The sequence below is a fragment of the Pseudomonas sp. LBUM1664 genome (assembly GCF_059695895.1).
In genome coordinates, this window is the sequence record NZ_CP166791.1 from 3,862,433 (window position 1) to 3,889,390 (window position 26,958).

31 protein-coding genes and 1 pseudogene are annotated in these 26,958 nt (G+C 58.6%); 20 read left to right on the top strand and 12 right to left on the bottom strand.

Annotated elements, in window-relative coordinates:
- The first annotated feature begins 75 nt into the window (after window positions 1–75).
- From ACA047_RS17905 to ACA047_RS17940, 8 genes are all read left to right on the top strand, one after another.
- Window positions 76–285: a hypothetical protein gene (locus ACA047_RS17905; protein WP_497351508.1), complete on the top strand. Its 210-nt coding sequence runs from the start codon at window positions 76–78 to the stop codon at window positions 283–285.
- A 14-nt stretch (window positions 286–299) separates the two neighbouring features.
- Window positions 300–1,859, top strand: coding sequence for a ParB family protein (locus ACA047_RS17910; protein ID WP_497351510.1), 1,560 nt, complete (start codon window positions 300–302; stop codon window positions 1,857–1,859).
- Window positions 1,856–2,404: a DUF2857 domain-containing protein gene (locus tag ACA047_RS17915; protein ID WP_497351512.1), complete on the top strand. Its 549-nt coding sequence runs from the start codon at window positions 1,856–1,858 to the stop codon at window positions 2,402–2,404. The genes ACA047_RS17910 and ACA047_RS17915 overlap by 4 nt, the downstream gene beginning before the upstream one ends.
- A complete protein-coding gene (locus ACA047_RS17920; protein ID WP_497351514.1) occupies window positions 2,401–3,588 on the top strand; it encodes an STY4528 family pathogenicity island replication protein in 1,188 nt (395 codons plus the stop codon). Before ACA047_RS17915 ends, ACA047_RS17920 begins: the two co-directional genes overlap by 4 nt.
- A gap of 242 nt (window positions 3,589–3,830) precedes the next feature.
- Entirely contained in the window at window positions 3,831–4,586 is a 756-nt protein-coding gene (locus ACA047_RS17925) for a PFL_4669 family integrating conjugative element protein (protein WP_497351516.1), read from the top strand.
- Window positions 4,583–5,101, top strand: coding sequence for a DUF3158 family protein (locus ACA047_RS17930; protein ID WP_497351518.1), 519 nt, complete (start codon window positions 4,583–4,585; stop codon window positions 5,099–5,101). The genes ACA047_RS17925 and ACA047_RS17930 overlap by 4 nt, the downstream gene beginning before the upstream one ends.
- Window positions 5,098–5,568 (top strand): single-stranded DNA-binding protein, encoded by a 471-nt coding sequence (locus tag ACA047_RS17935; RefSeq protein ID WP_497351520.1) that lies wholly within the window; start codon window positions 5,098–5,100, stop codon window positions 5,566–5,568. The genes ACA047_RS17930 and ACA047_RS17935 overlap by 4 nt, the downstream gene beginning before the upstream one ends.
- A gap of 214 nt (window positions 5,569–5,782) precedes the next feature.
- Window positions 5,783–7,732: a DNA topoisomerase III gene (locus ACA047_RS17940; protein WP_497351522.1), complete on the top strand. Its 1,950-nt coding sequence runs from the start codon at window positions 5,783–5,785 to the stop codon at window positions 7,730–7,732.
- Window positions 7,733–7,775: 43 nt separating this feature from the next.
- Here ACA047_RS17940 and ACA047_RS17945 read toward each other — a convergent pair whose 3' ends face one another.
- Window positions 7,776–8,033, bottom strand: a complete 258-nt coding sequence (locus ACA047_RS17945; protein WP_497351524.1) for a hypothetical protein — start codon at window positions 8,031–8,033, stop codon at window positions 7,776–7,778.
- 209 nt (window positions 8,034–8,242) lie between these two features.
- On the opposite strand from ACA047_RS17945, the gene ACA047_RS17950 reads away from it, so the two are divergent.
- The 12 genes and pseudogenes from ACA047_RS17950 to ACA047_RS18005 all read left to right on the top strand — a co-directional run bounded on the left by ACA047_RS17950 (window position 8,243) and on the right by ACA047_RS18005 (window position 17,815).
- Complete coding sequence (locus tag ACA047_RS17950) at window positions 8,243–8,584, top strand: helix-turn-helix domain-containing protein (RefSeq protein WP_003174109.1); 342 nt, start codon at window positions 8,243–8,245, stop codon at window positions 8,582–8,584.
- Window positions 8,585–9,486: 902 nt separating this feature from the next.
- Window positions 9,487–10,068 (top strand): STY4534 family ICE replication protein, encoded by a 582-nt coding sequence (locus tag ACA047_RS17955; protein ID WP_497351527.1) that lies wholly within the window; start codon window positions 9,487–9,489, stop codon window positions 10,066–10,068.
- Window positions 10,069–10,139: 71 nt separating this feature from the next.
- Window positions 10,140–10,397 carry a hypothetical protein gene (locus tag ACA047_RS17960; protein WP_497351529.1) on the top strand — a complete coding sequence of 86 codons (258 nt, stop codon included), beginning with the start codon at window positions 10,140–10,142 and terminating at the stop codon, window positions 10,395–10,397.
- Window positions 10,398–10,497: 100 nt separating this feature from the next.
- On the top strand, window positions 10,498–10,992 hold the full coding sequence (gene radC, locus ACA047_RS17965) for a RadC family protein (protein WP_497351531.1): 495 nt from the start codon (window positions 10,498–10,500) through the stop codon (window positions 10,990–10,992).
- Window positions 10,993–11,044: 52 nt separating this feature from the next.
- Complete coding sequence (locus tag ACA047_RS17970) at window positions 11,045–11,791, top strand: DUF5983 family protein (protein ID WP_497351533.1); 747 nt, start codon at window positions 11,045–11,047, stop codon at window positions 11,789–11,791.
- A 106-nt stretch (window positions 11,792–11,897) separates the two neighbouring features.
- Window positions 11,898–12,439: pseudogene (gene pilL2, locus ACA047_RS17975) on the top strand (PFGI-1 class ICE element type IV pilus protein PilL2).
- Window positions 12,436–13,107 carry a chemotaxis protein gene (locus ACA047_RS17980; protein WP_497351535.1) on the top strand — a complete coding sequence of 224 codons (672 nt, stop codon included), beginning with the start codon at window positions 12,436–12,438 and terminating at the stop codon, window positions 13,105–13,107. The pseudogene pilL2 and the gene ACA047_RS17980 overlap by 4 nt, the downstream one beginning before the upstream one ends.
- A gap of 9 nt (window positions 13,108–13,116) precedes the next feature.
- Window positions 13,117–13,836 (top strand): TIGR03759 family integrating conjugative element protein, encoded by a 720-nt coding sequence (locus ACA047_RS17985; RefSeq protein WP_497351537.1) that lies wholly within the window; start codon window positions 13,117–13,119, stop codon window positions 13,834–13,836.
- Window positions 13,818–14,366: a lysozyme family protein gene (locus tag ACA047_RS17990; protein WP_497351539.1), complete on the top strand. Its 549-nt coding sequence runs from the start codon at window positions 13,818–13,820 to the stop codon at window positions 14,364–14,366. The genes ACA047_RS17985 and ACA047_RS17990 overlap by 19 nt, the downstream gene beginning before the upstream one ends.
- On the top strand, window positions 14,363–14,878 hold the full coding sequence (locus ACA047_RS17995; protein WP_497351541.1) for an integrating conjugative element protein: 516 nt from the start codon (window positions 14,363–14,365) through the stop codon (window positions 14,876–14,878). Before ACA047_RS17990 ends, ACA047_RS17995 begins: the two co-directional genes overlap by 4 nt.
- A gap of 9 nt (window positions 14,879–14,887) precedes the next feature.
- Entirely contained in the window at window positions 14,888–16,993 is a 2,106-nt protein-coding gene (gene traD, locus ACA047_RS18000) for a type IV conjugative transfer system coupling protein TraD (protein ID WP_497351543.1), read from the top strand.
- Between the two features lie 90 nt (window positions 16,994–17,083).
- Entirely contained in the window at window positions 17,084–17,815 is a 732-nt protein-coding gene (locus ACA047_RS18005) for a TIGR03747 family integrating conjugative element membrane protein (protein WP_497351545.1), read from the top strand.
- Between the two features lie 317 nt (window positions 17,816–18,132).
- On the opposite strand, the gene ACA047_RS18010 is transcribed toward ACA047_RS18005, so the two are convergent.
- The 11 genes from ACA047_RS18010 to ACA047_RS18060 all read right to left on the bottom strand — a co-directional run bounded on the left by ACA047_RS18010 (window position 18,133) and on the right by ACA047_RS18060 (window position 26,866).
- Complete coding sequence (locus ACA047_RS18010) at window positions 18,133–18,966, bottom strand: ABC transporter substrate-binding protein (protein ID WP_497351547.1); 834 nt, start codon at window positions 18,964–18,966, stop codon at window positions 18,133–18,135.
- A 56-nt stretch (window positions 18,967–19,022) separates the two neighbouring features.
- Window positions 19,023–19,751, bottom strand: a complete 729-nt coding sequence (locus ACA047_RS18015) for an amino acid ABC transporter ATP-binding protein (protein ID WP_497360430.1) — start codon at window positions 19,749–19,751, stop codon at window positions 19,023–19,025.
- A 23-nt stretch (window positions 19,752–19,774) separates the two neighbouring features.
- Window positions 19,775–20,518: an amino acid ABC transporter permease gene (locus ACA047_RS18020; RefSeq protein ID WP_497351549.1), complete on the bottom strand. Its 744-nt coding sequence runs from the start codon at window positions 20,516–20,518 to the stop codon at window positions 19,775–19,777.
- Between the two features lie 6 nt (window positions 20,519–20,524).
- Complete coding sequence (locus ACA047_RS18025; RefSeq protein WP_497351551.1) at window positions 20,525–21,226, bottom strand: amino acid ABC transporter permease; 702 nt, start codon at window positions 21,224–21,226, stop codon at window positions 20,525–20,527.
- A 118-nt stretch (window positions 21,227–21,344) separates the two neighbouring features.
- Window positions 21,345–22,097 (bottom strand): SDR family oxidoreductase, encoded by a 753-nt coding sequence (locus ACA047_RS18030; RefSeq protein ID WP_497351553.1) that lies wholly within the window; start codon window positions 22,095–22,097, stop codon window positions 21,345–21,347.
- Window positions 22,098–22,228: 131 nt separating this feature from the next.
- A complete protein-coding gene (locus tag ACA047_RS18035; RefSeq protein ID WP_497351555.1) occupies window positions 22,229–22,996 on the bottom strand; it encodes a LamB/YcsF family protein in 768 nt (255 codons plus the stop codon).
- A gap of 16 nt (window positions 22,997–23,012) precedes the next feature.
- Window positions 23,013–23,411, bottom strand: coding sequence for a biotin/lipoyl-containing protein (locus ACA047_RS18040; protein WP_497351557.1), 399 nt, complete (start codon window positions 23,409–23,411; stop codon window positions 23,013–23,015).
- A gap of 12 nt (window positions 23,412–23,423) precedes the next feature.
- Window positions 23,424–24,395, bottom strand: a complete 972-nt coding sequence (locus tag ACA047_RS18045; RefSeq protein ID WP_497351559.1) for a 5-oxoprolinase subunit C family protein — start codon at window positions 24,393–24,395, stop codon at window positions 23,424–23,426.
- Entirely contained in the window at window positions 24,392–25,063 is a 672-nt protein-coding gene (gene pxpB / locus ACA047_RS18050) for a 5-oxoprolinase subunit PxpB (RefSeq protein ID WP_497351561.1), read from the bottom strand. The genes ACA047_RS18045 and pxpB overlap by 4 nt, the downstream gene beginning before the upstream one ends.
- Window positions 25,060–26,412 (bottom strand): acetyl-CoA carboxylase biotin carboxylase subunit, encoded by a 1,353-nt coding sequence (accC, locus tag ACA047_RS18055; protein ID WP_497351563.1) that lies wholly within the window; start codon window positions 26,410–26,412, stop codon window positions 25,060–25,062. The genes pxpB and accC overlap by 4 nt, the downstream gene beginning before the upstream one ends.
- 31 nt (window positions 26,413–26,443) lie before the next feature.
- Entirely contained in the window at window positions 26,444–26,866 is a 423-nt protein-coding gene (locus ACA047_RS18060) for an acetyl-CoA carboxylase biotin carboxyl carrier protein (protein ID WP_497351565.1), read from the bottom strand.
- Window positions 26,867–26,958 lie beyond the last annotated feature (92 nt).

Genomic DNA, 26,958 nt, shown 5'->3' on the forward strand with positions numbered 1-26,958 from the left:
CCGCGCAGGCATTTCTCACGAGTCATTTAGTTTGATCGACCTTGAAGCCAACCGTATTTGGCAAGGAGTGTTTTGATGTTGGATCAGTTTCCCATCATCGTTCAACCATCAACTCGACCACACCACCCAACTTACGAGGAGTACTGCACCGTGGTCTTTCGTCTGCAGGGCGGGCGCTCGGCCATGGGTTGGTTCCTCGCAGAGCTCTCCGGACATTTAGAGGGTCCGGGAACTGCCGAGATCATCAAGTTCGAGGTCGGTGACCATTTGCGTAACCTGGGTTAACTGAGGTTGTTCAGATGAAGAAGCTCAGCCAGCAGGAGATCACCGACAAGCTGCACCAGGACCACTTCCCTCGATGCCGGGAACTGGAGCAACTGTCCGATCCACTCATCGACACGCCTATGCTGGTCACGCTGGAGCAGTTGCGGCCCTACGAACACAACCCGCGTTTCATCCGTAATCCGCTGTATGACGATATCAAAGCTTCGATGCGTGAACGCGGGCTGGATCAACCGCCGCCGATTACTCGCCGCCCGGGAGAAGCTTATTTCATCATCCGTAACGGCGGTAATACTCGCTTGGCGATTCTCGGCGAACTGTGGCAAGAAACCCGCGACGAGCGCTTCTTTCAGATTCATTGCCTATTCCGGCCTTGGAGCAATGAGATCACCGCCCTACTCGGCCATTTGGCCGAGAGCGATTTGCACGGCCAACTCACCTTCATCGAACGCGCTCTGGCGGTAGCCAAACTCAAAACCATGCTCGAAGCAGGTGAAGCTTTGCTCTCGCAACGTGAACTGGCACGACGTCTTGCTGCCGGGGGCTATCCCATTTCGCAGTCGCACATCAGCCGGATGTTAGACACTCTTGAACACCTACTGCCTGCCATTCCGCAAACTTTGTATGCCGGATTAGGTAAACCCCAAATCGAACGCCTGATCGCTCTGCGTAGTCAGGCCGAGCGAACGTGGAACCGTTATCCAACCGCCGGCATTACGTTCGCCGAGTTTTGGCTCGATACCTTGGGCTACTTCAATGACGAGCCCGAGTCCTTCGATCTGGAGCAAATCCAGGATGAATTGCTCGAACGCATGAGCCGCTTACTTGGACAGTCCTATCGTATGCTGGCCCTGGTACTGAGCGATACCCATCGGGCCGTCTCGACGCCTGATATTGTCGTTACCACGCACACGGAGAACACCCTTCTTCCGAGCGTCGATGAAGTTGCGGTAGAACCTCCCTCCCCCGAGCCTCCTCTCGAAACAGTCAGAGAAGAGCCGCTCATACAGCCCGAAACGAATGCCCTATCAGCAGCCAACCCTCAGTCACGTGTCCAGCAAATTCGCGAACAGATCGATCGTGAGACATCATCCGACGCAGCACTAACCGCCGAGACCTGCACGGTCGACGATATCTGGACCATTACCCCAGCTCTGGATGCCCCCAAACAACTGCGTTTAGCCATTGCCGGACTGGCTCGGGAAATGGCGGCCTATGCCGGACACCCCGAAAGCATCATTGATCTGACGCATGGCTTAGGCTTCGCCCTGAACATTGAGCAACTTTATCTTGCAGCACCTCGCGCAACCGGCGTTCACCTACTGCTCCTGGCCCTATTGCGTGCTCAAGACGACGTGAACTGGGAGGATCGCAAACAACTACCCTCAGCCCTGTTTGGGCAGCTGCTGTTGGGAGTCTATCAACTCCCATTGGCGGAACGTCCCGCCGTGGACGTAGGACTGGAGCGACTGCCCGACAGTCTCTTAATCAAACTGTTTCGCTTGATCCGCTTAGCCAGGCGCCTGATCGACTTAACGCTTGCCCCTGAAGACGACTCACAGAAGGAGCTGCCATGAACCTGTCCTTCAATGTACTCAATCAGGCCATGCTGACTCAGGTGCTGCATGAGCTGCGCTTGGGCAATCTGCAGCGTTGCAAGGCACTCGGATTGGGTGAAGACGACATCTACCTGCTGCAATCCTTGCCGCCCACCACGCTGTCGCGTCTGGCCCATGCCACCGTCTCCTGGGTTGAGGTCAAGATTGACTCGCCGGTGCTGCGTCGGTTGATCGAGCAAGCCGAACGCGACGAACAGAACGAGCGATTGATCAACCGAGCGCTCAAGCTCGGCGCCAGCAGCACCATCATGTATCAGTGCTTCGGCTTGGCGCATTCGGACACTGCGCTGCGTCGGCGTCTGCTCAAGATAGAAACCCGTAAGGGCCGCCCGCAGAATTTGAGCGAATCGCAGGAACATGCGCTTTGGCAGCGTTGGTGCCAATTACGAACAGAGGACGGGACCGAGGATAAACTCGACGCCATGATGATGCTTGCCGAAGAGCAGCAGATCAGCTTAACCATCGTTTGGCAGCAGATCGACCAGTACAGCAACGGAACATGAACGCTGTCCCTTGTCGCTGGCAGCGTGTCCTGCAGCAATACACCCAGCAACTGAGTGAGCGCTGGCCCGCACGCCCTACCACTGAACAACCCTCCAACCAGGCTCTACAGGCTGGCTTTCTGTTCAGTGGCCAATCACACGAAGTTGTGCCGCGTCGGCTGCTGTTGGATAATCGTCTGACGCCGTTGGAACGCAATGCCTGGCAGGTGTTTCGACTCATGCTGCAAGGCCAGGGTGTAGTGACTCCGCGCTATGAGGATTTGCAGCCTTACCTGTCGAGCGTGCCCTATGGCGCGTCAGCCTCCCGCGAAACCATTGCTCGCGTTTTGACGATGCTCAGACTAACCCGCTGGCTTAGCTTGGTGAGTCGTGGCCGCGATCAGCTCAGCGGTCGTCTACGAGGTTCGCTGTACGTCCTGCACGACGAGCCGTTAACCCCCGCCGAAGCGATGGAGCTGGATCAGGATTACCTGGAGCTGGTCGGAAATGCGCTCGATCATGCGACTAAGGCTGTGCGTATTGTCGCTCAGCATGTTCTGGAAGAAATTCGCCAGGACACCCGTATCGATTTTGGTCGGCTACCCACGCGGCTCGACTGTTGGGGTGATCGCTGGATACGCCAAGGATTGGATCAGGCAACCGATGCCACGCTGCACGATTCCGAACGAGGGGAAAATCACCTCGTTCGGAATCATGCAGACCCTCGTTCGGAATCCGAACCAGGCTTGAACGTCAATGTTTCCGGCACCGTTCGGAATCCGGACGCCGCCTGTACTGTATTAAAAGAAAGTAATTGTACTGTACCGCGCGCGACCCCAGCGGTGGATAACCTGCATTGGCCCGAGCCGCTGCACCTGAGTCCAAGCGAGCGTCTGGCCGCCGCCGTGGCGCTGAACAAGCTCAAACCCGCGGATCGGCGGGCGGTGCTCAACGAAGCCGGTGCACGTTGTGCGGCCGGAGGTATCCGCAGGCCGGCGGCCTATCTGATGGGTCTGATCCAGCGAGCACTGAAAGGCGACTTTCGTCCTTGGGCGGGTCAGACAGAGCCCCCACCCGTTGAAAAATCGCTCCCATCAGCACCGTCACGCCCGTCTCGAAAACAGGGCGAACCCGCTTCCGCCGTTGCCCAAGCGTGCCTGGATGAGCTACGCCAACTGCGCGAAAAACGTTCTGGACGTCAGTAGATTTGATGCCAGTGGCATCAAATCTACTGACGTCTAAGGTGAGCTCGCAAAGCGTCGTACCTGCGCAATCCGAGCGATACGGCCATCGCCATACATGGAGATGGCTCCACCAGAGTCACTCCTGAACGCCTCCGAAAGTAACCCTATCAAACCAAACCGAACAGACTGCATTCAGCTTTTTGACTGCCCTTGCCACTCATCTGTCGCAACGTTTCTGTCCAAGCCTATGCGAGGACAATACCGTGGCCGATCACTATCAACTCAACCTGGGCTCGTTGCGCAGCAGCATCACCCTGACCCTGCACACTCACCACGCCGCCCGAATCTGGCAAGGCCGGACCGCACGCGAAGGTGTCCACTCGATCATGGGCATGGCGGGCTACATCAGCGTGACCAACCTGATCAAACAAACCGCAGCCCAAGACGACCCCTATGCCGATTGGGCCATCGTGCAGCTCGAAGAAAAACTGATGCAGGCCAAGGCTGGGATGCTGGAACTGACCCAACAGCTGGATCGGATCAGACAGGACCTGCCGACTCAGATCGACATGGGCGACAACCTCAATATCCACCCCGTCACATTACCCTTGTACATCGGCAGCCAACTGGGGTTTCTCGCCGTCTACCTGCTGACTGACTACGACACTCTGGTGCGCCGAACCCTATTGGCCCATCACACCGCGTTGATCGGTCGCCGAGATATGGAAGCCTGGATCGACGACGGTGCCCATCTGCTGCGCAGCCTGTTCGGTCAGGCACAGCGCTATCGACATGCCGGCGTCACGCGCGATGACATGGCAGCGAACAACGCCCGTGCCCTGGCAGCCATCGAGAAAATGGGCATGCCTCCGATGGACATCTTGGAGGGACATCGCCGCTCACAGTTCGCGCCGCCAATCATTCGTCGCGATGCTGTGGCAGTGGATGACGCTGACGCGTTGGTAAAGGAGGCGGAAATGTCATCTGTGGCAGCGGATGATTCGGAGGACGAAGCATGAATCCCATGATCACGGGTTACCCAAAGTCCTTTGAAGCGTTAACACCAGATGCCTATCGACAGCTCGAACACGCAGCCTCCCTAAAAGGCCTTTTAAAACCTTTTAAGGGTAAGGGAGAGCTGGAATACCTGGCGCAGGTGGCGAGGGAAATCGAGGCGCAGTTATGTCACCTGATGGAGGCTGTTGTGCAGCAAGCCGGACAGCCCCCTTACTCACTGCTGGATATTCGATTGGTGCTGCAGCACACCAGTGCGGGCAGCACCTTTTTGCGTTGGCGCACTCGTGACTTCGCCCGTATGGGGGTTGCGGTCTGGGAACGCCAGGTATCCAACAAGGCCCTACCCCAGGCTGTCCGCGAGGGATTGCACCGTTTCGAATGCGAGCGCATTGCACTGAACTTGCAGATGAGCGTGGTGCATTCCCTCTACCGCCAGGCTTCAACCTGCGCGATCAAAATGGCCAGCGCCGAACGGCTGCTGCGCCAGTTCACACCAGCAGCGGAGATATCACGATGAGTACCTTTTTCGTCGGCGAAGGCAACATCGGCAGTGCGCCAGAGTTCCAGGAGTTCCCGTCAGGCAATGACGAGCCACGGCGTTTGCTGCGGCTGAATGTGTACTTCGACAACCCGGTGCCACGCGAGGGCGGCTATGAAGATCGAGGCGGCTATTGGGCGCCGGTCGAGCTCTGGCACCGTGAGGCTGAACACTGGAGCACGTTGTACCAGAAAGGTATGCGTGTGTTGGTCGAAGGCCGCACCGTGCGTGACGAGTGGGAGGATAGCGAAGATAACGCGCGGGTGACCTTCAAGATCGAGGCCCGTCGAGTGGGCATACTGCCTCACCGGGTGCATAGCGTGGGGATGCGGGAACGCTCCAAAGAGCCGCCGGTACCTGCGAATCACGTCGAACAAAACACAGAGCAGGCCAGCTCACCTACGTCGAAACAAAAAAAGCGCAGAGGACCGTCACCGACTGACTGACTTCAGGCATAAAAATTGCGACCTTGCGCGAAGTTGCAGGCGTGTTTGTACACGCTCCTCGTGAGCATCCACATTGGGTTTAACTGCAGCGGGCAGGCCAGCCCATTTAAGCCTGCCCTCACCAACAATATGAGGAGCCTGCATTTCAGGTTTCTCGTATCTCGCATTTGCTGTTTCCAACGACTCTGCTCCGAACTCAATCCGGAGCAGTTCTATGCACCTCTTCCTCTGCGAGAAACCTTCCCAGGGTCGGGACATCGCCAAAGTACTCGGGGCCAATCGCCGTGGTGATGGTTGCCTGATCGGATCCGAGACTACCGTTACCTGGTGTATCGGTCATCTTCTGGAGACGGCCCCACCTGAAGTCTATGGTGATCAGTACAAATCCTGGTCATTGGGTCATCTACCGATCATTCCCGCACAGTGGCAGGTCGAGGTCAAACCCAAAACTGCGGCACAGTTCAAAGTCATCAAGCGCCTGCTCAATGAAGCCACCACCGTCGTCATCGCGACCGACGCCGACCGCGAAGGTGAAATGATTGCCCGCGAATTACTGGAGCTTTGCAAGTATCGAGGCCCCGTCCAGCGCCTCTGGCTATCCGCACTCAACGAGGCCTCGATACGCAAAGCATTGTCGTCGCTGAAGTCCGGCCAGGAGACCTTTGCGCTCTATCACTCAGCCCTCGCCCGCAGCCGTGCTGACTGGCTGATCGGTATGAACCTCAGCCGCTTGTTCACCCTCCTCGGACGGCGGGCGGGCTACGACGGCGTATTGTCGGTTGGACGCGTCCAGACACCCACATTACGTCTAGTGGTCGATCGGGATCGCACGATTGCCAGCTTCATCTCTGTACCCTACTGGGACGTGGATGTGCACCTGTCCTCAATGGGGCAACCATTCATCGCCTCGTGGCAACCACCAAGCTCCGGGCGTGATGAGGCGGGTCGTTGCCTGCAGCAGGCGCTTGCCAGTCAGACCGTCCAAGCGATCTCTAGCGGTAAGACCGCCACAGTACTCTCGCTGCAGACTGAACATTGCCGCGAACCGCCGCCCCTGCCCTTCGACCTGAGCACACTGCAAGAAGTCGGCTCGCGCAAGCTGGGACTCGGTGTTCAGGAAACCCTGAACATCGCCCAGGCTCTGTATGAAACCCACAAAGCCACCACCTATCCGCGCAGCGATTGCCGCTATTTGCCAAAGAGTATGTTCGACGAGGTACCCGCGGTATTCAATGCTCTGCTCAAAACGGATCCCACGCTGCAGCCCACATTCGGGAGACTCGATCAATCACTGCACTCCCGTGTGTGGAACGACACCAAGGTCTCCGCGCACCACGGCATCATCCCCACCACCGAGCCGGCGAACCTTGCACGGATGTCCGAACAAGAACGCCAAGTCTACGAACTGATTCGTAGCTACTACCTCGCGCAATTTCTTCCACACCATGAGTTTGATCGAACCGAGGTCGAGCTGGAGTGCGGCGGAGAGCGTTTGACTGCTGTTGGCAAACAGATCCTGGTCCAGAGCTGGAAAGGCTTGCTCTCCGACAACACCGAAGTCGATGAGACCAGTCAAAAGTCCCAAGTCTTACCAGCCTTACAACAGGGTACTCAGTGCGCAGTGGTTGACGTCGAACTCAAGTCCATGCGCACTGCCGCTCCCAAACCTCTCACCGAGGGCGATCTGATCAAGGCGATGAAAAATGTGGCCAAGCTGGTCAACGACCCACGCCTGAAACAGAAACTTCGGGACACCACCGGTATTGGTACCGAAGCCACGCGAGCCGGCATCATCAAGGGATTGATTGATTGCGGATATTTGCTGAAGAAAAAACGCACCTTAATGGCCTCCGCTGCGGCCCATACCCTGATTGAGGCGGTTCCCGCTGCAATCGCAGATCCAGGTATGACCGCGATCTGGGAACAGGCCCTGGACGAAATCGAAGCGGGACGCCTGTCCCTGGATGCATTCGTCGCCAAGCAGGCGAACTGGATTGCGCAGTTGGTCGCACACTGCGGAACGCTCACCTTGGCAGTACCTGTCGAAACCGGTCCGACCTGCCCTATTTGCAATGCCTCAACACTCAGACGAAAGGAGAAATCAGGGCCGTTTTTGTCGTGCTCCCACTACCCGCCCATCAGAAAAGATTCGCGATGCCCATGACGCGCCATTGAAAGTCAACAGGACTGTTGAGGCGATGTACTGGTCAGTGCATCATCAACGGCGGCTGATCCTTCTCTAAGTCGCTTAGCGGTTGTCCGATTTCACGGGCCAAGGCGATGCCTGTCGAAATCCATATCTGCCCTAGTTCGTTAAACGCTTTCAGGTGAGCAGGATTTTCGTTGAGCCAATGAACAAGGCTGTCGAAGTGTTCGGGGTTATTAGGGCAATCATGGATCTTGATGAACAGCTCCAGTGTTCGATCCCAGATCAGATCCATGACGTTCTCGCTCTGCTCTTCCATGCTCAACCTTTCCTCCGTCTGACCCTATCAGACCGCTCATTCTCACTGGTCACTTCGGGCTCCGATTCCTGGAGGAATAGAAGTCACGTCGCGATACACAGCTATTTCAGTCAATATATCAACCTTACAAGTCGATGCTCAACCATTAAGGATGTTCATGTCAACGGGTCTTTGCTCAACCATTCGGGTTGAATTGGAGAACTCATCACTTGGCACATAAACATCCAACCCAAGCCCAAATCGGGCGCATGATCGCGAAGCACCGGACCGAACGTAATCTGACCCAGGAAGAGGTGGCTGAACGCTTGGGGATCGGCAGCGAAGCCATTTCGCGCCTGGAGCGGGGTGTGGTGGAGCTTTCCGTGGTCAAGCTGATGCAACTGGCGGACATTTTCGACTGCCGGATGGATGAACTGCTGACGGAGTCGAGCAATCGTCCCAATGACCAGGGCCAGATGATCGCGGGTCTGCTGAGCGGACTGAAAGAAAGCGACCGCGCCTTTATCCTGGCAACCGTCGAACAATTGGCCGCTCATCTCGCCAACAAGTGAGCTCATGCGCTCGCATTCGATATAGTGGCCTTTGAGGGGAGGCTCTCTGCCTTGACGTCATCCACCCTCTCTGCTGTAGTGCCTCAGGATCATCGCCAACGGCGACCTAAGACCGATTTGCTCCGGGTAGCTCGGTCGAACTCTTAGAGTTCGGAGCCTTCTCTTCTGCGGAATTTCATTCCTGATTTGTGCTCGACCTGATCACGGTGGCGGATGACCACTGTTGCCTCTACCAGGCAATAACGGTCATCCGCTTCAGCGATCGTATTCAGTCCCGGAGCCCACCGGGGAAACAATGGGCACCCTTTGTGCGCGGATGCGTGCCAGCATGTTCCGACCCTGGCCACGACAAGGGTCGGTTGGCGAATCATTGCGCAGTTAAACCAAGTTTTGCGAGGAGCTTGTCGACTGCGGAGGACCGCCAAAGGTGGCTTTTCTCTTCCTCGCCTGGCACTCCGCCAGGCCCACTCTTCACTTTCTTCAGTCCACTGACTACCACTGTATTCCAGCCATAAAAAATCGGGTTGCAGCGTCTTGACGCTCCCCTGTGACAGGCTTATACAAAGGGCGTGGTTCGCTGTCGTTGACAGCCCAGCCCAGATAGCTTGAACCTTCAAGGCTACGCCACGTTCGTGGTGGTTTACCCAAGTGCGATCAGCGTTCGGAAGCTCGCGCGGTTACCGCTTCAGCGGTAATGAATGCCCACTACCCCATGCCTGCGGATCATCACCGCAGACGTCTCTCTGCCACACCCATATTTTCCACGCCCATTGTTCTGCTCGTCATCGGCTTGCCGGTGTCTAGTCGTTCATCGTTCGACTCCACCTTACCCACCCTGACGGGGCTCACTCTCCCGCCGGGGATTGTGCGTCACCGTTTTCCCTTGAAACAGGAGAACCACCATGGCCCACGCCAACCAATCCCAAGAAGTGATCACTTACTTCAATCTGCACACCGTCGGTATCGGCTATCTCAACCGTGTGCGTGAAGTGCAAGTCCGCCGTGGACAACCATTCCTGGCCTGCGATGTCGCAGCGCTGCACGGAGCCAGCGATGCGGTGGAATACACCCGCTTCGACTGCAAAGTCGCTGGGGGCGAAGCTGAACGCTTAATTCGTCTCTATATGGACGCCGTCAACGCCGAGAAAAAGGTCTTACTGTCGTTCCGTATCGGCGACCTGTGGATCGATCCGTTTCTCTACGAGAAAGGCGATAAACAAGGTCAACCGGGCGCCAGCCTGAAAGGTCGTTTGCTGTTCATCGACTGGATCAAGGTCAACGGCACGTACGAGTACAAAGCGCCCGCCAGGCAGGAAGCAACAGCACCTGCTGAGCAAGCGCCGATCAATGAACCCTCTCCACCATCGGTTGATGCCGAAGCAGAGGAGACCGAAATCCCAACAGAGGCTCGGGTCGAACCTGAATCTCCGCCCGCTCCCCGCACGGCCCGCCGTGATGCCACCCGTACCGTTCAGTCCGCCTGAACAGTCCACGATGTTCCACATCAAGGCGCTCCCTCGAGCGCCTTTTCTTCAATCAGCACAGGAGAACTGACATGGAATCCTTCTGGCTTTGCGACGACTGCCTGTTCGCGGCGGCTTACGAGGACTACAGCACGTTATCGCTCTACTACACGACGGATGAAACCGAGGAACGCATCGCCGCGATGGAACGTGGGCTGGTTCGCTTAATGCCCATCAGTGCCGACTTCGATCCCGAAACCGGCTGGGGAATAAGAGCCATTTCCCCGTTGCCTTGCGACGGTTGTGGTTCACACCTACACGGTCAACGCCACCGATTCACTCGGCTGTAAACGACACTGCATCGGCTAACGCCCGCAACTTCACACCCACCTCGGGGACACCACTCCCCTCGGGCGTGTACCCCTGATTGTTCCTTTCGGAGGTACCACCATGAGCACCCAACTCGTACGGATTGAAACCTCGGATTTCGAGGCTGATCGTATCGTCCAAGAAAACCAGGTGATCGACGAAGCGCTGCATATTCTAGATCGTAGGCTGTTCACCCGCGGGCCCAACCTGACGTCGCCCGACACCGTGGCCTCATACCTAAAACTGCACCTTGCGCAACAAGAACATGAAGTCTTCGGCGTGATCTTCCTCGATACCCATCACCGGGTGCTGGCGTTCGAAGTCCTCTTTCACGGCAGCATTGATGGCGCCAGCGTTTACCCCCGACAGGTCATTAAGAGGTCCATGGCCCATAACGCGGGCGCTGCCATTTTGGTTCATAACCACCCCTCAGGTTGTACGGAACCTAGCCAGGCGGATCGCGTCTTGACCGCACGGTTGAAAGAGGCCTTGGCCTTGATCGAAGTGCGCGTACTGGATCACTTCATCGTGGGTGAAGGTCGTCCTCTCTCCCTTGCCGAACATGGCTGGCTTTAACCCTCACAGGCGTCTTCGGGCGCCTTGTTCATTTTCATTCTGGAGAACCCTCATGAACCCCACACACCAAGCCCCAGCCCTGCTGACGGCCTCAAACCCATTTGCTCGCGGTTACGACAACCTTCATATCGAACGGCTGCTACTGATCACCTACGAAAACGACTGCCCTCCCAGCTTTCTCCCCGTGCACGACTCACAGGCTCATCTGCCCGACGATGAGCTGCAACTGTTCCCCTGCCTGTTCAATGACGATTTCGCCCTGATCAGCGAAGGCCAGTCCATTGCGGATGATTTGGATGAACGCTGCCAGTCCAGCGGACTGGTGCGCCAAGTGATCTACGCCGTGATTGGCGAAATACTCTACGAACGGCATCACGTCGGTGACCTGTACTCTCTGGAAGAGGCCCAAGCCATGGTCCATCACATGAGCTTCGAAACGGGACACTACAGTCGAGCCTGGGAGATCAGTACCGCACACCTCACTGAAGAAGCATTGCGCCACTTGGAAAGCCGGACTGACAATTTCGAATCCAGACCAACCGGTCTGCTGTTCGAACCCTTTGCCCTGACAGACTGCAATGGCGTCGGGTGTAAACTGATCGGCACGCCCTGGACCGACGATAACCTGGTGAAGATCGAGGGCCGTCCTTATTCATCGCTGAGGCAAAAGCAGCTCGACGCCGGCACACCGGAAGCCCTGGTCAACGTACTGTATCTGGCGGCATTGGCGGATGTGCGGTTATTGATCTTCGACCCCGACGCTACCGTTTTGGATGGGCTCGCCATTTATGACGAATAACAACGCATTCAGCGTTAACACGACCCACCATGAATCAACTTTCTCACTGAATCGCTCCTTCACCTCATGTCAGGTTCTGCACTGAATCTGACATGAGGTTTTTTCCATGGAGCGTTTTTTTGCGCCTGTCTGCCTGCTGGGTTTGTTGAGCGCCTGCACCGCGCAAATCCCCAACCCATTGCCGACCACTCCAGAGATCGACAGTGGCACCAATCGGGCACAGGCCTCGAGGGGCACAACCGAAGAACATCATCCGGCAGAACTCCGTTATGGCCGCTATACGCTGGTCAGCACCGAGCCCACCACGGAACAACGCGATCTTCTCGCCCAAATCATCGACGTGAGTATCCCGTCCAATCTGAGCCCTTCGGTGCAGGATGCATTGCAGTACGTATTGCAGCGCTCGGGCTATTCGCTCTGTCCAGTATCCGCTTCGCTGAAGGTGCTCTTTACTCGCCCCCTGCCAGCAGCCCATTACCGGCTTGGCCCCATCTCTTTATGCAGTGCGCTACAGGTGTTAGCTGGCCCGGCTTGGCGACTCACGACCGATGAAGTCGGCCGTTCGGTCTGCTTCGAACTGCAGAGAACAGAGGTCGGTGGCGCGCTGCCCCCCCTGCCTCGCCCCATCAGTCGGAGGCACGCCCATGAAAGCCTCGACGTTTCAAACCCTCATCATTGGGCTGCTTTGCCTGGCGGTCGCCGGCCTGAGCGGTAGTTTGTACAACCAATATCAACGCATGGCCGAGCTACAGAGCACGAACACTCAGCACCTACAAACCCTGGACATCCTGCAACGTGATTCAAACGCCCTCAAGGATACGCAGGAGAAGCTGCAGTACGCGCTGAAAAATCTGAAGCAGATGGTCGATTCCGGTGAGCAACAGGCCAATACCCTCGATCCGATGTTGGACCAATGGGCACAAGAGATACAGGAACTGCGCGATGGTCTGGCCGCCCGCGCCACCGTGGGAGACCTGACAGCGCTACGCGCACGCCTTGAACAGGTCGAGCAGCAACTCCTGGACCTCAGGACCCAGCCATCCCCTCCACCGCCGACGCCTTCCGCAACCAAATCGAAAAAAGCCGCTCCCCCCAAGTCCGCCCCGCTTTCGCCACCGTTCTCAGTGTTGGGGGTCGAGTCCCGCGGGGGTGAGCGCTTTCTGGCGGTCGTACCTCATAACAGTCGCGCTCTCATGGATGTTCGGTTGCTGCATAGCGACGAGCAGCTCGGGGCCTGGCGCCTGAAAGTGCTGGAGCCGAACTCAGCCATCTTCTCGGTGGCCGCTCAGCCAGACCAGACCGTGCACCTCCCTTGAGAAGCGATCATGAACAGAGCGCCACTACTCCCCGTCGTCTGTCTGGTTTCGCTACTGATCACGAGTGCTGCGATGGGTAACCCCATCACGGCACAGTCACAGATCCAGGACACGCAGTCCGCTCCGCTGGGACGATCTCACTCTGAACAGGCGGCGAGCTGGGGGCTGACGGAGCAGGAGTGGACGCGCTTCGAACAGATCCAAGCCGGCCCGCGCGGTTTCTGGAGCCCGAGTGTCGATCCGTTGACCGCACTCGGGGTCGAGGCCCAGACCGACCAAGAGCGCCAGCGCTATGCCGAATTACAGGTAGCGCTGGAAGCCAAACGCGCCGAGCGCGAGTTGGCCTACCAAAACGCTTACACCGCGGCCTGGGCCAAGCTGTTTCCCGGGCTGCTGCCGATCCAGGACATGGCATTCCCGTCCCCTGCCAGCTCATCTGTCGTGCCGCGCCCGGCCCTGTTTGTGGAGGACCACTGCCCAGCGTGCACCGCCGAAGCGCAGCGTCTGCAAAACAGTGATACGGCGTTCGATGTCTACCTAGTGGGCAGCCAAGGCGAGGATGAACGCGTCCGTAGCTGGGCCCGACAAGCGGACATCGATCCGGCCAAGGTCCAACGTCGGCAGATCACCTTGAACCATGATCGTGGACGCTGGTTCAGCCTGGGTGCCCCGGAGCCACTACCTGCCACATTTCAACAGGTGAATGGACAATGGCAACACCTCGACTGAGTGTTATTGCGCTCCTGCTGACGGTGCTCGCCGTCCAGGCTGACGAACTTCCGCCTCCTGCCTACCAACTGGCCGCGCATGACGCCAGTATCCCTTCTACAGTGCTGTTCGCGATTGCCCTGCAGGAGAGTGGTATCCGCGTCCGTGGTCGACTACTGCCCTGGCCTTGGACCCTGAACATCGCCGGAACACCCTACCGCTTCGCCACTCGCCAGACCGCCTGTCACGCTTTACTTCAGGCGCTCGCCCGACATGACGCCAAGCGGGTCGATGCCGGACTCGGCCAAACCAACCTGGGTTATCACGGGCAACGTTTTTCCAGCCCCTGCGAATACCTTGATCCCTACCGAAATCTCGCGGTGACCGCCGAGCTGTTGCAGGAGCATCACGCCGCAACCGGTGATTGGGTGTCAGCTGCCGGACGCTATCACCGCCCGGCAGGAGGAACGCCGGCCGTGCGTTACCGCGCCGGATTTTCCCGGCAACTCGAACGCTTGCTGGTTTCCTTCACACAGGGCACACCACCATGAAGCGAATATCTCTTGGCTGTTATTGCATCCTACTCCTGGCACCTTTTACCCAGCCGCAATTGACCGTAGCCGGGGATCAGCCTAGCGACTTTACTCGACCCCATTTTCAAGCAGCCAGGCCGCAAATAAACAACAAGATCCAGCCTGATCGGGCCATGCATGCGGACCTGTCCACCTTTGCCGATGAAGCCTGGATACTGCCCATTCGCAGCTCTCACTTGAGCCCCGGCTCGGTCAAGCCTCGCTCCCTGAGCATGCCTGGCCTACAACCCTTCTTTCTGGTGGGCGACGATCGCCAGTCGCTGGCTTGGCTGCGTCAACGTGCGGCTGAACTGAACGAAATGGGCGCGGCCGGCCTCGCCGTCGAAGTGACCAACACCGAAGCTTTGGCCCGGATTCGAGCAGCCGCTCCGGGCATCACCATACTGCCGGTCAACGGCAACGACATCGCCACTCGCCTGCAGATAGAGCACTACCCCGTATTGATCACCTCCACCTCACTGGAACAGTGAGTCCAAGCCATGGCCGAGCATGCGATGGAATCCAAGCTCCGGCCAGCGGTGGAGCTGTACACCGTAGCGATCTGCATCGCCGCCGCGGTGTTGTGCGTGTATTCGCCCTGGGCTGTGGCCCTGTCACCTGAGATCGGGCTGGTTGCAGCGCTGGCCTATGCCCTGTTCGGTCTGATCCGCCTGCGACAAGCCTGGGAGGTGTTGCGTTATCGGCGCAATATCCGCCGGCTGCCCCGCTACGAACTGACCAGCCGGCAGATTCCAATCAGCCGCAGACGTCTGTTCATGGGTCGCGGCTTTCGCTGGAGCCGCCTGCACACCCAGCGCTTGGTCGAGGCGCAGGATCCGGCGGTCGCCCACTATGTCGACCAACCGACCAGCTACCGCCTGGCCCGTGGTCTCGAACGGCGCCTGGAGCATGCACCATTTCCACTCTCGATACTGACCCGTGTCACGGCCTGGGACAGTGCCTTCAATCCGTTGCGCCCTTTGCCCCCGGTAGGCGGGTCGCCACTGTTGCATGGGGTCGAGCCCGATGAAACGGAAGTCAGTCTGCCGCTGGGCGAACGGGTCGGACACACCCTAGTGCTCGGCACTACCCGTGTCGGCAAGACGCGACTCGCCGAGGTGTACATCACTCAGGACATTCATCGCATCGAACATGAGGTCGTCATCGTCTTCGATCCGAAGGGCGATGCCGACTTGCTCAAACGGATGTACGTCGAAGCCAAACGCGCTGGTCGGGAAAAGGAGTTTTATGTTTTCCATCTAGGCTGGCCGGAGATCTCCGCTCGCTACAACGCCGTGGGACGTTTCGGACGCATTTCTGAGGTGGCGTCTCGCATTGCTGGGCAGCTCAGCGGTGAAGGTAACTCGGCGGCCTTCCGTGAGTTCGCCTGGCGCTTCGTCAATATCATTGCCCGCGCGCTGATCGAGTTGGGCCGACGCCCGGACTACCTGCAGATCCAGCGACATGTGGTCAACATCGACGCGCTGTTCATCGAATACGCCCAGCAGTTTTTCGCCAAAACCGATCCGAAAGCGTGGGAAGTGATCGTCCAGCTTGAAGGCAAGCTCACCGAGAAGAACACTCCCCGGCACATGGTTGGGCGCGAAAAGCGTGTGGTGGCCATCGAGCAGTACCTGGCGGTGAAGCGGGTATTTGATCCGGTAATGGACGGACTGCGTTCGGCGGTCCGATATGACCGTACTTACTTCGACAAGATTGTCGCCTCGCTACTGCCCCTGCTGGAGAAACTCACCACCGGCAAGACCGCCCAGTTACTGGCCCCCAACTACACAGACCTAAATGACCCTCGGCCAATCTTCGACTGGATGCAGATCATCCGTAAGCGCGGCATCGTTTACGTCGGCCTGGATGCGCTGACCGACGCCGAGGTGGCCGCCGCTGTGGGCAACTCCATGTTCGCCGACCTGGTCTCGGTCGCGGGCCACATCTACAAACATGGCATTGACCATGGCCTGCCCGCATCGGGCAGCAGCAGTGACAAGCTGCCGATCAACCTGCATGCCGATGAGTTCAACGAGTTGATGGGCGATGAGTTCATTCCGCTAATCAACAAGGGCGGTGGCGCCGGCATCCAGGTGACAGCCTACACCCAGACCCTCAGCGATATCGAAGCGCGAATCGGTAACCGCGCCAAAGCTGGCCAGGTCATCGGCAACTTCAACACCCTGCAGATGCTGCGGGTGCGAGAAACCGCCACCGCGGAGCTGCTCACCCAGCAGTTGCCCAAGGTCAACGTGCTAACCAAAACCCTAGTCTCGGGGGCCACCGACACCTCCGATCCAGAGGCCAATACAGACTTCACCTCGTCCTCGCAGGATCGCGTCAGCAGTACCAGCGTGCCGTTGATCGAGCCTGCTCACATCGTCAGTTTGCCCAAGGGGCAAATGTTCTCCTTCCAGGCTGGTGGGCAGCTCTGGAAAGTCCGCATGCCGTTGCCAAAACCCTCCAACGACGATGCCATGCCCAAGGACCTGCAGGAGCTCACCCAGCGAATGCGGGCCACCTACAACGAGCAAGCGGGGCAATGGTGGAGCGCCAGCGGTGGCGGCCCAACAATTAACTTCGATTTGGATCAGGTGAAGTAGCCATACCCTGACCTAGGTTTCGATTCAGCAAACACGCATTCGGCAGGCGCCGTGGCGGCACCAACTCTACGGTGCGCAATGGAATGAACGATGACTACTTCCGCCCAGAACACGCCGCCACAGCCGATCCCGCGTCCGGGAATGATCGTCTCGACCATCAGTCTGTTCCTACGCATCATCGGCTTGCTGATGGCCTCATTGCTGTTCTCGATCCTGATCGAGTTTGCCGGTCTCCTGCTGTTCTGGGGTGATCAGGGCTGGCGACATAGTCAGGCCATGCTAACCAGTGAGTTGGCCTGGCTCAGCGAGCACTTCAAGTCTTCACTTCTCATCCAACAGCCCGCGCCAACGATTGTCCATTTGCTGGATTTCCTGAATCAGTGGCTGCTGGTCAAGACTGGCTTTGCGGACTTTTCCCAGCAGGCGGGGGTGTCGAGCCAAGGCAACGGCTTCTGGAGCTGGATCAACCAGCTCTACGTGAGCATTGAGGATTTCGTGCTAGCGGCGGTGTTTGTGACTTTTACCTTTGTAGTGCGCCTGACTATTCTGGTCCTGTCCACACCACTTTTTTTGTTGGCTTCGTTCACCGGTTTTGTCGATGGCTTGATGCGCCGCGACCTACGCAAGTTTGGCGCTGGGCGGGAAAGCAGCTTTGTTTATCACCGTGTCAAGCGAGCAGTGGTGCCACTGTTAGTCGCGCCCTGGATCATTTACTTGTCTCTTCCCTTTACGCTTAACCCTATGGCTGTGTTTTTGCCTAGCGCCATGCTACTTGGAGTGACAATGGCGATTACCGCAGCAACATTCAAAAAATATCTTTGACGGCTACTAATCGGTGTTCCAAAGTATCTGTACTACTACACAGTTTATTACAAGCGATCCGGGATTTGCTTGGCCATCTCTGCGCTCGAATAAAGCTATGCCGATCACGAATCGTTGAGCTTAATCAGAGGAAGATTTTCGATGGCTAATGGAGGGGCATAAAAAAACCGGAACCCTTATCAGATTCCGGCCTTCCCCGATGCGCAGGGATTAGTCAAATTTTCTAGCTAGACAACATAGCGGACATTCATCGGGATTGACTTTTCAACTGGACAACTGATCGCTCCAGAAGATTTCCGCGCAACAACTCACTAAGCTCAAGGCAAAGGATCGAACTTCAAATTGCTGAGGCTCTGCACTTTGTCCTCACGAACCATTTTGTAAGCGGTGTTTGGGCCGATCCAGCGATCCCAGATCGCATCGATCTCGCCGGCCTTTTCCATCGACGCCAGCGATTCGTTGACCTTAGCGAGAAAGGCCGGCTCGTCCCGCCGCATGCCCGCGCCAATCGGTTCCAGCGCCATTGGCTCTTTGGCCAGCGCCAGTTCGATACCACTTTCCTTGGCCTGACCGACCAGTTTCAACGCGGTCATGGTGTTGGTTACCAGGCCCACGACCTTGTTTTGCTGCAAGGCCATGTAGGCCGAGCCGGTGTCCTGGAATGTTACCGGCGTGGCCCCGGCGATACGGATCGACTGCTCGGACGTCGAGCCTTTGGTCGAGCTGATGCGTTTGTCCTTGAAGAAGCTTTTCGGTTGATCGGCGTTGACCGCGCGCACCACCAGGGTTTCCTTGGCGATGTAGTACGGGTCGCTGAACTGGATCTGCTCGGCCCGGGTCTTGGTGTAGGCCAGGTTGGCGAAGATCACATCGACACGGCCCATTTTCACTTCAGGAATCCGTGCCTCTACCGACAGCGGCTTGAGCTCCAACTCGACGCCCATGGTCTTGGCCAGGGCCTTGCACAAATCGACGTCCATGCCCACCAGTTCGCGGGTCTTCGGATCCGGCGCCGAGAACGGCGGCACGTCGGCGTATACGCCGCAGCTCAACGACTTCTTGGCCATGATGTCGCTCAGTTGATCGGCCTGAGCGACCGCAACAGCCAAAGGACCTAACGCCAGCGTGACAAACAGATGCTTCATACGCATGGAAAAACTCCGGGAATGGGAAAGTCGGATGGCAGAGTGAGCAAAACCGCTGCGACTCAATGAGCCCGCAGATCGGCGATAAAGCGTTGTGCTCGTGGGTGCGCGGGCTGATTGAAGAAACTCTCGGGCGTGCTCTTTTCCAGAATCTGACCCGCGTCCATAAACCAGATGGTGTCGGCGACTTCACGGGCAAAGTTCATCTCGTGGGTCACGCACATCATGGTCATGCCCTCCTTGGCCAAGCCTTTCATCACACTCAGCACTTCACCGACCATTTCCGGGTCAAGGGCACTGGTGGGTTCATCGAACAACATCACTGGCGGCTCCATCGCCAGCGCCCGGGCAATCGCCACCCGTTGCTGCTGACCGCCGGACAACTGCGCCGGATAGGCCCCGGCCTTGTGGGCCAGGCCAACCCGATCCAGCAATTGCATGGCTTGTTGCTTGGCGACCGAGCCTTTCAGGTTGCGGATTTTGCTCGGCGCCAGGGTGATGTTTTCCAGCACCGACAGGTGTGGAAACAGATTGAAGCTCTGGAACACGAACCCCACACGGCTGCGCAGTCGATTGATGTGAGCATCCGTGCCGTGCACGTCCTGGCCGTCGAACAGGATCTGGCCTTTCTGGATATCTTCCAGACGATTGACCGTGCGGATCAACGTCGACTTGCCGGACCCTGACGGGCCGCACAACACCACCACTTCGCCGGGTTTCACCTCGGCTGTGATGTCGGTCAGTGCGTGGTACTCGCCGTACCATTTGTTGATGTTCGAAAACATGATCATTGGATGCATGAACGCAACCCTCTTCAATTATCGATGGCCAGCAAGGGGTCGGCAGCCACGGCCGGACCGCCGTTGCCCAGACGCTTGCGAGCGATACGGCGCTCCACCCAGCCGGCCAGATGGGTCAGGCCAAAACAGAGCAGGTAGTAGATGATCGCCAGGATAAAAAACACCTGAAACGGCTTGGTCAGCAGCTGGTTATTGACCTGGTTGGCAGCGAAGGTCACTTCCTGGACGTTGATCACATAGCCCAGCGAGGTTTCCTTGATGATCGAGATGAACTGGCTGATAAGGCTGGGCAGCGCGTTGTAGAGTGCTTGCGGCAAGATCACCCAGATCGTCGTGCGCAGGTAACCGAGGCCCAGTGCGCGGGACGCTTCGTACTGACCCGGCGGTAACGCCTGGATACCGCCGCGAATGATTTCGCACAGGTAGGCGCTCTGGTAGATCACCAATGTGCAGAGCATGGTGACGAACCCGGTGATGTTGTGGCCGATCAGCAAGGGCACCAGGAAGTAGGTCCAGAAAATCACCATCAGCAGCGGAATACCCCGCAGCACATAGACCCACACCGTGGCCGCCCACCGCAGGCCCTGCCACGGAGAAACCCGAGCCAGCGCCAGTAGCAAACCAAACGGGAATGCCAGCAACAACGCCAGTGCCGCCAGAATCAAGGTGCTGGCCAAACCGCCCAGCGGGCCGTGCGGGTACTGGCCGATCAGAAACAGGGTCCAGTTGTTTTGCACAATCGAGAAGAGATCGAACATGCCCGTCTACCTCGCCAGCGCTTTATTGAAGCGTCGTGCCAACAGCGCGCCGAGCCCCATCAACAGCAGTGAAAAGACCAAGTAGAACACCGTGGCGACCAGGTAGGACTCGAACGTGCGGAAGGTGTAGTTCTCGACTTCGCGGGTGGCGTAAGTCAGCTCGACCACACCGATGGCCATGGCCAGGCTGGTGTTCTTGAACAACAGCACCGTGTGGTTGATCAGCGATGGCAGGCAATTACGCACGCCTTGCGGCAGGATCACGTAGCGCATCGAACGCACATACCCCAGCCCCAGCGCTCGGGACGCTTCGGTCTGCCCGGTCGGTATGGCGCGCAGGCCACTGCGGATGTCTTCACAAAAATACGCGGCCTGACACAAACCCAAGGCAATCACCGAGAACAGGTATTCGGTGCTGTAGTTGGCCAGCCACAGCTGAGTGGACTCGCTCAGCAAAGTCGGTACGCCGAAGTACCAGAGCATCAGTTGCACCAGCGTCGGCACGTTGCGGTGATAGGACACGTAACCGGCCACCAGACGATCAGCGAGCTTGCTGCCCGTCAGGCGCACGGTCACCAGCAACAGCGCAAGGGCCATCGCCAGCAGCCAGGCGAACAGCGCCAGTTGTAGAGTCGTTTCGATGCCCTTGACGATCAGCTCGGCATATTCGCCTTGCAGAACCGCGGCCAAATCGAAGTCATGCTTCATGGTCAATCCCTACGGGCATTGGGCTAGGGCAGAAATAAAAAGCGTCTGGCGAGCCATGACGTGGGTACCGCATGACGGATTGATCCGTTCTTCTGGTGCGTGCTTCGCAGGGAAAATCTCAGCCCTGGTAATCCTGCGGGCGAGCCGTGGAAAGACCACCGGGCACTTGCAGGGTCGGGGTGATTTCCATGTGCCCGACGTTGACTGCGATCGGTGCGGCGATGGCAAACGCGATGGCGTCGGCGATGTCTTTGGCCTGGGGCAGCTCGAAACCTTCGACGAAGCGCTTGTAGGTCTCTTCGGAGTCACCGTGGACGTGGGCGAAGATATCGGTGGCCACTCGGCCTGGGCAAATTTCGGTGACCCGAACCCGCTTGCCAAAGGCGTCGATACGCAACTGCCGCGACAGCATGCTCACCGCGGCTTTGGTTGCGTGATAAGTGGAGTTGCCGCCGAAGTTGTACGCGGCAGCAATCGAACTGATGTTGACGATGTGGCCACAGTCACGCTCGACCATCCCCGGCAACGCCAGACGCGCCAGATGCAGGACCGCCCGCAGGTTGACGTCGATCAGCAAGTCGATGCCTTCGGCGTCCGCCTTGAGAATCGAACCCGGTTTATCGACCCCTGCGTTGTTCACCAGAATGTCGAACTGCTGGGTTTCAAACAGACGGGTCAGCCCGGCCAGGTCAATGACATCAATGGCGTGCGCGATGCAACCGGTTTTCGCGGCCAGCTCTTCGAGCTTGTCAGCGCTGCGAGCCAAGGCATGCACCTGCACGCCTTCCTGACACAGGCGCTCGACGACGGCGGCGCCAATCCCGGAAGAGGCACCGGTCACCAGCGCGGTTTTGTAATCTGAAAATGGCATGAAGTTGTCCTCGTATTACGTGTGCGGATCACTCGGTGATCGCGATGACTTCGACTCTATCCAGCCCTGAAGCCGTGGACCAAGACGGAATGACTGTGTGGCAATAAGCCCTGCTTATGACCGTGCAACCGTTACGCCAAAAGCTGCGAAATCGGTGTGATGCACCCGCCTGCCAGCTCGATTTCTCGACGGATGGTGCGCGCCAGTTCCACAGCGCCCGGCGTGTCGCCGTGCAACAGGATCGAATGCGCCTGCACCGTGAGTTGCTTGCCGTTCAGGCTGGTCACGGTGCCCTCCTCCAGCAACTGCCGAACCCGTTGCAGCACGGCCGCCGGTTCCTTGATCACCGAGCCCGGCACCTTGCGCGGCACCAGCAGGCAGTCATCGTCATAGGCGCGGTCGGCGAGAAACGTCGTCGCAACCCGCAACCCACATTTATCAGCGGCATTTTCGATGGCCCGGCTGCTTGATGAACTGATGATCAGTGTCGGATCAAATGCGGCGACCGCACACACCAATGGCTCGGCCAGCGCTGCATCGGCTGCAACCATGTTGCCCAGCGCCCCGTGGAAGCTCATGTGCGTCATGCGATGGCCATTGACCGCGGCCATCCCGGCCAGCGCACCGAGCTGGTAAATCACGTAAGTCGTCAGCTCCTTGATTTCGATGTTCATCTGCCGCCGACCGAAGCCGATCAAATCAGGGAAACCCACATGAGCGCCCAGATCGATGCCACCGGCCTTGGCCAGGCGCACGGTGTTGTCCATGATCAGCGGATCACCGGCATGGAAACCGCACGCCACGTTGGCCGATGAAATCAGGCTCATCAACGCTTCATCCTCGCCCATGCGCCACGGGCCGAAGCCCTCGCCCAGATCAGCGTTTAAATCGATCTTCATCACTTGCCCTCCCTCGTCATGCTGCGTCCAGACGCATGAACGTCTCGCCATAACCGACTGTCGTGCCACAAGGCACCAACACTGCTGCCACTCGTCCGGACTTCTGGCTGCGGACCGGCAACAGCAGGTCGCCAACTTGCAGCAACGCCACCAGTTGGCCTTGTTCCACTTGGCTACCGACCGATGCCAGCGCCTCACTCTGTAGCGGGTGTGTGAGCAGCAATCGGCCCAGGTTTGGAGTCTTCAGTAGCTGTTCTTCCGTAGCCTGTGCTGCCACCGGAATAGCGATGGGGGCCGCGAATTCATCGACACTGCGCTTGAGCACCAGATGCAGACCCGGACGACGTATCTCCGCGCCAGCCAGGTGCTTCTCCCTGAGCCACACCGCCAACTGGCGGATTTCCTGATTTGTCATGGTTGAATGTCCTTAACGCGAGGCCAGCCCGTGAAGGTCAACCAAGCGGCTGACCTCCGCGAGATAGCACTGATTGTCTTCCAGGGCCGTAACAGCTTCGGCGTAGTTGCACTCGATAAACCGTACCTTGCTGCCAGTCGGAGCCTGACCCAGACGCCACAGGTCGGCCTCGATCACCGTGCCGAATTTCGGGTAACCGCCACTCGGTTGCGCGTCGCGCATCTGGATGATCGGCTGGCCGCCGTGAGGCACCTGGATCACGCCGGGGACGATGCCGTGGGAGCGAACTTCCATCGGCGCCTTGGGCAATATCGGCGCGCCTTCGAGGCGGTAGCCGTAGCGATTGCTCTGGGTTGTGACCTTCCACTCACCAGCCCAAAATGCCGCACGGGATTCCTCCAGAAAGCACTCGTATTCCGCCGCCGGCAGTACGCGCATCGCTGGCAGGCCATCGCGTTGCATGGGCAACGCCTGGCTCGGCGGCACGACACCGAAATCCGTCGGCAGCACACTGACGCCCGGACGCAGCGCCGATATCCGGTCTCCCTGTTGCAAGGCACGGCCCTGCAAACCACCGAACTCGCCGCGTAATTGCGTGCTGCGTGAACCGAGCACCGATGGCACGTCGACACCGCCGGCCAGGCACAAATAAGCCCGACTGCCGGAGGTTGGATAGCCGAGGTTCAGTACCTGGCCTTCCCGAGCCTGCGCCACCCAGAACGGCAACAATGGCTGACCATCAAGAGTCGCTTCGCAAGCCGCACCGGTGAACGCGAACGCACAATCGTGGGTAAACCGTACTTCGAACGGGAACAACGGAATCTCAATGGCTGCCGCGTCTTCGGGATTACCCAGCAACAGATTGCCCAGCGCCAGCGCCAAATGATCCATTGCGCCGGAAGTGCCGACGCCGTAGCCGAGACTGCCGAAGCGACCGAAGTCCTGCACTGTGGCCAGTGCTGTGGCCGATAAAATCTCGATCATCGAATGATCCTCTCGATGCGCAAGCGCAACATATCGCCCGGCCTGAGCATCGCCGGCGGGTTTTGGGTCGGGTCAAAAAAGGACATTTCGGTGCGGCCGATGGTGTTCCAGCCGCTGGGGCCAGCGGAGGCAGAGACGCCGGTCTGCACCCCGCCAATCGACACCGAACCAGCCGCGATGCTGATCACCGGCACTTGCCGTCGAGGTGTGACCAAACGCGAATCCATGCCGCCGAGGTAGCAGTAGCCCGGATGGCTGCCCAAGGCGTACACCGGGTACAACGGCTCGCAATGCAGGTTGGCAATGGTCTCGATGTCGAGCCCTGTGTGCGCCACCACGTCATTCATGTGCGGGCCGAACTCACCACCGTAAACCACCGGCAGCTCAACGATGCGTCCTTCCAGCGGCAGCGGTTGACTGGTTTCCCAGGCCTGCAGCAGGCGCTCGCACAACCCGTTGAGGTCACGCGGCGGCTTGATGAACGTCAGCATCAGGTTGTTCATGCCGGGAACCGCTTCGTGGATCTCAGCCCATTCGCCAGCCTGCAAGGCCAGGCTCCAAATCCGTTGTTGCGGCGCCAGATCGAGTTCACCTGGGGCTTCGAACAAGAGCGCGGTCGAACCTAGCAGGCTGATGCGCGGGCGCAGCGGTACAGAAGCAATACTCATGTCGGACTCCTTTGTTGCAGCCAACGCTCCAGGTGATGGATATCCACGCCACCGGCACAGAAGGCCGGGTCGTCGAGAATGTCGCGGTGCAAGGGAATGTTGGTCGAGATGCCTTCGACGCACAGTTCACTCAGCGCCAGGCGCATACGGGCCATGGCCTCATCGCGGGTCGCCCCATGGGTGATGACCTTGGCCACCATCGAGTCGTAATACGGCGGCACCCGGTACCCGGTGGTGACGTGAGAGTCGACCCGCACCCCAAAACCGCCGGGAACTTCCCAACGCTGGATCAGCCCTGGCGTCGGCATAAAGGTGATCGGGTCCTCGGCATTGATCCGGCATTCCAGCGAGTGACCGTTGAGCTGCACGTCTTGCTGGCGCAGCTCAAGCACTTCGCCGCGTGCCATGCGCAGTTGCTGCTGGACGATATCGATACCGGTGGTCATCTCCGTCACCGGGTGCTCAACTTGCAGCCGGGTGTTCATCTCGATGAAGAAGAACTCACCGTCCTCGTACAGAAACTCGAACGTACCGACGCCGCGATAGCCGATCTGCCGGCAAGCGGCGGCGCAGCGTTCGCCGACCTTAGCGATCAGTTCGGGATCGATGCCGGGCGCCGGCGCTTCTTCCAGGACTTTCTGGTGCCGACGTTGCAAGGAGCAATCGCGGCAGCCGAGCCAGATTGCTTGGCCATGGGCATCGCACAACACCTGGATTTCCACATGCCGTGGATGGCCGAGAAATTTCTCGATGTAGAGCTCGGGATTGCCAAACGCGAGCCGCGCTTCTTCACGGGTCAGGGCGATGGCGTCGAGCAACTCGCCTTCTTCTTTCACCACGCGCATGCCGCGCCCGCCGCCGCCGCCAGCCGCCTTGACGATCACCGGGTAACCGATGTCACGGGCAATCGCCTGAATGCTGGCATCGTCGGTGGGCATCACAGAGTCCGGCCCCGGCACACACGGAACGCCGGCTTCACGCATTGCCCGTTTTGCGGCGACCTTGTCGCCCATGGTCCGAATGCACGCCGCGCTCGGGCCAACAAAGGTCAGGCCGGCGGCTTCGATACGCTCGGCGAACCCGGCGTTCTCCGACAGAAAGCCATAACCCGGATGGATCGCCTGAGCGCCACTGACCTTGGCGGCAAACAACAACGCTGCCTGGTTCAGATAGCTTTGGCCAGGTGACGCAGGCCCGATGCACAGGGCCTGATCAGCGTTTTGCACGTACTGCGCGTGGCGATCAGCCTCGGAGTGTACGACCACGGTCTGTATCCCCAGGCCATGGCAGGCACGCTGAATGCGCAGGGCGATTTCGCCGCGGTTGGCGATCAGCACTTTGTCGAACATTGAATTCACCTGAAAGAGAAAAAGCTGGGGATCAACCGAGGCGGAACAGCGACTGACCGGCTTCGACTTCGGCGCCACCCTGGGCCAGGATCGCGGTGATCCGGCCGGCGGTTTTGGCCTTGACCGGGTGGAACATCTTCATCGCTTCGAGGACCGCCAGAGTCTGCCCCGCTTCAACCTGATCGCCGACCGCAACAAAGGGCGCTTCCCCCGCCGCCGGCGTCAGGTGCAGCACGCCGTAAAGACTGGCCTTGATCTCGGTGGCCGTTGCCGATGAGGGCTTCAGTGATTCCACGGTCGGTACCGGCGCCTGATCAGCCTGCGCCTCGGTCGCCACGACCTTCCCGGCCTGCTTGAAAAGGCGAATCGTACTGTCGCCTTCGGTCAGACTCAGTTCGAGCAAATCGGATTCGGCGAGCAAATCGATCAACCCCTTGATGCGTTCTGAATCCATGCGTGGGCCCCTGCCTGTCGAGCGTGTCTGAGTGGATGGAGTCAATGTAGCGAGCCCCATCAACGACGACCAAGACGCTTTGGCTTTGGGGT